General features: G+C 25.7%; 8 protein-coding genes. 4 read left to right on the top strand and 4 right to left on the bottom strand.

Annotated elements, in window-relative coordinates:
• Nucleotides 1-264: 264 nt before the first annotated feature.
• Nucleotides 265-1,029 (bottom strand): YoaP domain-containing protein, encoded by a 765-nt coding sequence (locus KGF42_RS01900; RefSeq protein ID WP_227825617.1) that lies wholly within the window; start codon nt 1,027-1,029, stop codon nt 265-267.
• A 293-nt stretch (nt 1,030-1,322) separates the two neighbouring features.
• Here KGF42_RS01900 and KGF42_RS01895 point away from each other — a divergent pair, with 293 nt between their 5' ends.
• Nucleotides 1,323-1,799 (top strand): GNAT family N-acetyltransferase, encoded by a 477-nt coding sequence (locus KGF42_RS01895; protein ID WP_413926980.1) that lies wholly within the window; start codon nt 1,323-1,325, stop codon nt 1,797-1,799.
• A 385-nt stretch (nt 1,800-2,184) separates the two neighbouring features.
• On the opposite strand, the gene KGF42_RS01890 is transcribed toward KGF42_RS01895, so the two are convergent.
• Nucleotides 2,185-2,742 carry a TetR/AcrR family transcriptional regulator gene (locus KGF42_RS01890; protein ID WP_227821404.1) on the bottom strand — a complete coding sequence of 186 codons (558 nt, stop codon included), beginning with the start codon at nt 2,740-2,742 and terminating at the stop codon, nt 2,185-2,187.
• A gap of 259 nt (nt 2,743-3,001) precedes the next feature.
• On the opposite strand from KGF42_RS01890, the gene KGF42_RS01885 reads away from it, so the two are divergent.
• From KGF42_RS01885 to KGF42_RS01875, 3 genes are all read left to right on the top strand, one after another.
• Nucleotides 3,002-3,700, top strand: a complete 699-nt coding sequence (locus KGF42_RS01885; RefSeq protein ID WP_227821403.1) for an alpha/beta hydrolase — start codon at nt 3,002-3,004, stop codon at nt 3,698-3,700.
• Nucleotides 3,701-3,896: 196 nt separating this feature from the next.
• Nucleotides 3,897-4,364: a DUF2975 domain-containing protein gene (locus KGF42_RS01880; RefSeq protein WP_227821402.1), complete on the top strand. Its 468-nt coding sequence runs from the start codon at nt 3,897-3,899 to the stop codon at nt 4,362-4,364.
• A 55-nt stretch (nt 4,365-4,419) separates the two neighbouring features.
• The gene (locus KGF42_RS01875) at nt 4,420-4,590 is read left to right on the top strand and encodes a helix-turn-helix domain-containing protein (protein WP_227821431.1); all 171 of its coding nucleotides are present in this window, start codon (nt 4,420-4,422) and stop codon (nt 4,588-4,590) included.
• Nucleotides 4,591-5,036: 446 nt separating this feature from the next.
• Here KGF42_RS01875 and KGF42_RS01870 read toward each other — a convergent pair whose 3' ends face one another.
• Nucleotides 5,037-5,321: a hypothetical protein gene (locus KGF42_RS01870; protein WP_227821401.1), complete on the bottom strand. Its 285-nt coding sequence runs from the start codon at nt 5,319-5,321 to the stop codon at nt 5,037-5,039.
• A 211-nt stretch (nt 5,322-5,532) separates the two neighbouring features.
• On the bottom strand, nt 5,533-6,405 hold the full coding sequence (locus KGF42_RS01865) for a MurR/RpiR family transcriptional regulator (protein ID WP_054274005.1): 873 nt from the start codon (nt 6,403-6,405) through the stop codon (nt 5,533-5,535).
• Between the last annotated feature and the right edge of the window lie 19 nt (nt 6,406-6,424).

Genomic DNA, 6,424 nt, shown 5'->3' with positions numbered 1-6,424 from the left:
CTATATAATAATTAATAATAAATTTCATTACAATAGTTATGACATAGTAGAAAATTTCTTTAAAATAATTTAGAAATTAAAATATATTTTATAAGCACCAAATAATTGTTGGTAAAAATGGTGATAGAATTTAACTATCACCACTTAAGAATCTCTTATCAAATAATTTTATAATTTATCTTTTGTAAATTTAATAAAATTTCAAAATATATTAAATTATAAAATAATATGTTTTTAAAATACGATATTTATATCTATTTTTAGTTAAATTTTTTTAACTTTACTATCTAAAAATTTTTCAATCTTTTTTTCAGAAAGTATCTCGTTAGTTACAAATTCACCATTAAAAAAAAGACTATATGTAGTAAATGGTGCAGGAGCATTTTGTGCTTCTTTTGCTGTTTCAAATTTTATAAGATTTACAACAATACCTCTAGAATTTGCAATTTTATTCAAAATAGGAGCATATTTTTCTGTATGTGGACACTGATTACTATAATATAAAACTATACCATTCTCGTTTAACTTTCTTTTTTTCACACAATCCTTAAAGCACGGAATAGGAACATTATCAGTAAATGGAAAATACAATAACTCATAATTTGGTTCTGATGTATCTGCTAAACAAAATCCCTTATATTTTAGATACTTGGCATCAGATAAAAAGGGAATTTTTTTACTAGATGAAAGCACAACTAATCCATATTTTCCTTTTGATTTTGCATCATCAATACATTCCTGTAACAATAGATTAGAATATCCTTGCCCCTTAAATTTTCCAGATAACCAAAAACAGTTAATAAACATATAATTGTCTGCAATTACAGGACACCATGCATTTTCTGCTGGAATATATTCTATAAAAGCTTTCCCCCTTACATCTAATCGTTTAAATACAAGACCTTTATCAAAATTGCTTTTCATCCAAAGTTTTTTAGAGGAAACACAATTTTCTCCTTTTTTTTCAGAAATTGCACAACATATATGTTCATTGTCAATATTATTTATATTTATATCAATAATCTGCATACTTATCTCCTTTTCTAATTACATAATAGTTTTAAATATATTGTATAGATTTTTATTTTAACATTTTGAATATAACACTATTGTATCATATATATTTTTATTCTACATAATATTGTTTTAAGCTTATTTGATTTATTAAATTGTATATGATTAAATACTTTTTATAGTCTAACTATACTATATAAATTATATATTATTATAATATTCTAAATTTATAAAACAAATTATATTGGATTAAATATATTTAAGGTATATAATTATAATTAAAATTTTTAATAATAGAGGTGTTGTTTATGATGTTAAAAGAATATTTAATAAGAGAATTAAATGAAGATGATATTAAAAATGCATTAGAACTAATCTGGAACGTATTTGAAGAATTTGAATCTCCAGATTATTGTGATGAAGGAATTAAGTCATTTCATGAATTTATAGAATATAACTCTATTATTGAAAAAGTCAAAGAAAAATCACTCTTCTTTTGGGGTTGTTTCGATTGTGAAAAATTGATTGGAGTCTTAGCTATTAGAGACTTAAATCATATATGTATGCTATTTGTAGATAAAAATTATCATAAACGTGGAGTTGCAAAAAAATTAATGGCTACCGGTATAGAATATTGTACTTTTAATAAAACTAATTTAACTGGAATAACTGTAAATTCATCACCTTATGCTGTTGAAGTTTATCACAAATTAGGATTTAAAGATACTGCAGTTGAACAAATTTCTGATGGTATACGTTTTACCCCTATGAAATTGTTAATATAATAAACCAAATAAAAAGCAAAGTCTCTTAAATCTTTTATAGTGGCTTTGCTTTTAAATTACGCTTTAAAAATAGAACTATCTTTTTTATTTTTTTAATAACATACTTTAAAAACTTTACTAATATGGAGCTCTGATTTATTTTTTGTTATCTTTTTTGACCAATATATAAATCAACTCCATTATTAAGCTTAACCCATACTGTTTCTCTTTATATCTCCTATTTGTAAGCACGATTGTTCATTAGAAAATAAGCATTCTTGCAATACACTGCTGTCCTACAGTTTTTCATTTGATACAAATGATGAAATTTTTATCATGGAATTTTAATTTGTATGCCTTATGAAGACGTGTTCAATAAGTACGTTAAACTAGTTGATTTACCTACTTAATCATATTTTTTATGGATACCTAATAATACAGTATCAATAGAATCAGTTAAACCTTTTATAGCTTCTTCTTTATTCAAAAGTGATTTCCCAAGTTGCAAAGTCGAGTAACCATGAAGTACACTCATTATTAGATTTAATACTTCACCTGTATTCTTTATTTTTAGATTACAAGAAAGAATAAGTTTTTCTAATAAGGATTTATATTCATTAAAGATTTCTAATGTTTCATTATTTCCATGCCAAGTAGCCCACTGAATTGTTTCATAAACACCAGGATTAGAAATTATAAAATTAAAATATGTAATACTTATATATTTTATAGCTGTATCTCCCAAACTGCCAATAACCGCCTTTGTCATCTGATTATTCATCTCTCTCATACCTTTATGAGCTACTTCAAGTAACAAGTCATCCAGACTTTCTATATGATTGTATAAAGATGGTGTACGTATACCTAGATTTTCTGCAATAACTTTTAAAGAAACCTTGTTAAGCCCATCTTTATTAGCTATATCTGATGCAACTTGTATAACCATTTCTCTACTAACACGCATGATTCTCCCTCTTTCATTTAAAATTAATTACTTTATTAGTTTAACTAATCTAATTAGTTTAGTCAATAATTGAAACTTACAAAATGCTTTATCGTATCATAAAATCTTGACAATTTAATTCTAATTCAATATAATACTAATTAAATTAGTTTTATAGCTAAGTTAATTAGTATTATATTGAATTAGATACTACACAACATCATTTTATAGTTTGATTAACATAACAATAACTAATATATCAAACTGAGAGGAGATTTTTATGAAAAAAAAACATTTTCAAATTAATGGAATTCCTTCAATCCTTTTGGGAAATCCTTCAAGTAAATTATATATTTATATACATGGTCAATGTGGTTATAAAGAGGAGGCTGAAGCTTTTGCTAATATTGCTGTTCGTCATGGATGGCAAGTTTTAAGTATTGATTTGCCTGAACATGGAGAACGTAAAGAAGAAAAGAATTCATTTGACCCATGGCATGTTGTTCCAGAGCTAGTATCCATTATGGAATATGCAAAATGCCACTGGAATCAAATTTCGTTATATGCAAATAGCATTGGAGCATGGTTTAGTATGCTAAGCTTTGAAAAAGAGAACTTAAAGGAGTGTATTTTTGTATCTCCAATTCTTGATATGCAACAGCTTATTTCAAATATGATGCTTTGGGCAAATGTATCAGAAGAACAACTTAAACATGAACTAATTATCCCAACTTCATTTGGGCATACTCTTTCATGGGAATATCTACAATATGTAAAACAACATCCTATTACTCAATGGAATGTACCAACAAACATATTATATGGTAAGTACGATGAACTTACTGAAATCAGTGTTGTAGAGAGATTTGTAGAAAAGTTTAATTGTAACCTTGCTATTATGGAAAATGGTAAACATTGGTTTAACACACCAGAAGAATTAAATACATTATACAAATGGTTAAATACTTTAGTTAAATAAAAAATAATACTACAATCTTCTATTGATTAACACTAGTTTGCATAATCTTTTTAATATAAACTCACTACATTATATATTCTTCTTTTTAATATATATTATAATGGCTTTATATGTTATACCAACAATTTATTATTTAAAAACAATAAATTATATATTATAATCAATAATATAGTTTATATTAAAGAGATGATATTTTATGAGTACAAAATTTTTTAGTAATATATTATCAGTATTTCTATATTTTCTGTTATCACTTTTAGGTGTTGCTGGTATAATATTCTTATGTATGATACCTATGTTTTTATATGATTTTAGTTCTGACAAAGTAATTACTTTAATTGCAAGAATACTATATTTTTCTGACTACTTTATAGTCATTTTATTCTTGATATTTATAATTAATAGTACTAAATACTCCCCATTCATACTTGAAAATGTAAAAAGATTCAAAACAATGGGATGTTGTTTATTAGTAAATACTACAATTGAATGTATAATTGGTTATGGCTCAAATACTGGTCCTATAATGATATTTTGGGACAATAGTGGAGGTATTTCACCACTTATGGTTATTTCTTTTGTATTTGCACTAATGTGCTTTGTAATTTCTGAAATATTTGATAAAGCTATAAAAATAAAAGAAGATAATGACTTGACGATATAGAGGTGATGTTATGGCAATTGTAGTTAACCTAGATGTAATGATGGCAAAAAAATAGATATCACTTAAAGATTTGGCAGAAAAAATAGATATCACAAATGCAAACCTATCAATTTTAAAAACTGGAAAAGCAAAGGCTATTCGATTTACTACTCTAAATGAAATTTGTAAAGCTTTAGACTGCCAACCAGGCGATATACTTGAATATGTAGAAGATGAAGATGATTAAAAAAGAGTGTTTAAAAGCACTCTTTTTTATTATAATATGTGTTTCTTATTATTTTACTATAACATCACCATTAAAATTAACATTGATTAAAGTAATAAACAAACTATCTTCTAAAAAAGAAACTGTTCCTTTATATATTTGCTCTCCATTGCCTATAAAAACTTTAGCATAGCAATTCATACTTTTCGATTGATAATTTTACCACATACCCCCAATCTTTGTACATTCTTTTCTACCCAATGTTTATTTGCACTGTTAGCAAAATATCTAACTTTTCATCTGCTTATACCTCTGTTTATATTATTACATTAGTTTATCCATACATGTTATAGATTATATTATTACTGATTCTATCTAATATTTGTAATCTACCTACATCTTTAGTATTAGATTTTCTAGTTAAAAAAAGATAGTAGTGATTATTTTTAGTTTCTATCTTTCAATTATCAATTTCTGTATGTAGATATACTAAACGTTCTAACTTGAGATTTAAATAGCTTTTCAATTTCATCAACTATTCTTTTTACATTATTTTCATACTCTAAATCATAATACACATTTATCTCACCTATACTATTTACGCTTATTGTATAATGTTCTTTTTCGATTACACATATGCTTCCAAAGTCTGATAAGTCATTGTCTATCAATTTTAACTGACTTTTTATTCTTGAAAAATCTAATCTTGAAAATATATCATTTGGATAGAAACTTTTATTATGTATAAGCATTTCATCCACCTCTTATCATTCTGTTTATAATATTTTATACCCTGATTAATAATATATTAAACATATTTTTCCATGTATTCCAAATTTCCTTATATAAAAATAAAAAAACTGACTGACAGTTAAATGCCAGTCAGTTTTTTATAATATTTTGTCCAAACATCACTATATTTGAACCTTTTAATAACTAATAATGCTTATTAATATGGAAACTTTACTCATACACAGAATATCTTTTCCAAATTTGCTCCAAATCATCAAAGTGTTGTTTAATATCTTCTTTTTCCTTCATTCCAACAGATATAGCAAGAGCATTTGAAATACTAAGCGCTGGAACTAGAGAATCTACAAACGAAGCCATATTACTTTTAACCAAGAGAGTGTTGTCTGCAAGTGCTGCTACTGGTGCAAATAAACTATCTGTTAATGATATTACATGTGCTCCTTTTTCCTTGGCATAATTGACAATTTGATAAGATTTCTTTGAATAACGAGGGAAACTAATCGCAACTATAACATCTTCTTCATTTATTCTTACAATCTGCTCAAAAGCATCTCCCATATCCATTCTAATTATATGAACATTGTCAAGTATTATATCTAAGTAAAAACCTAAATATTGAGCTACTACAAAAGAGCTTCTCATTCCAAGTATATATATTTTTCTAGCTTTTAAAAGTTTATTAGAAGCTTCTTTAAATGCTCTTTCGTCAATTTCTTCTAAAGTAGATCTTATATTATCTATGTCACTCTTTAAAACTTTATTCAGTATTGCGAAATCATCGGAATAATCATGTGCCATTTCAACTCTTTGTACTGTAGTTAGTTTATTTTTTATGAGTTCTTGAAGTGCAGCTTGTAATTTAGGATATCCACTATAACCTAAGGCATTTGCAAATCTTACAACTGTAGACTCACTTACTCCTACAGTTTCACCCAATTTGCATGCAGTCATAAATGCAACTTTATCATAATTATTTAAAATGTATTGTGCTATAAGTTTTTGACCTTTACTCAATCTAGTGTACTGAGATTGTATATTTGATATCAAATGTTTGCTGTCCTTCATTTCATTTGTTTCTTCCATTTTTTTCTCCTTTTAGTTA

Source organism: Clostridioides sp. ZZV15-6383, from assembly GCF_020657735.1.
Taxonomy (GTDB): Bacteria; Bacillota; Clostridia; order Peptostreptococcales; family Peptostreptococcaceae; genus Clostridioides; species Clostridioides difficile_D.
Note: the sequence above shows the minus strand (reverse complement) of the source record. Positions and strands in the feature narration are given on the sequence as shown.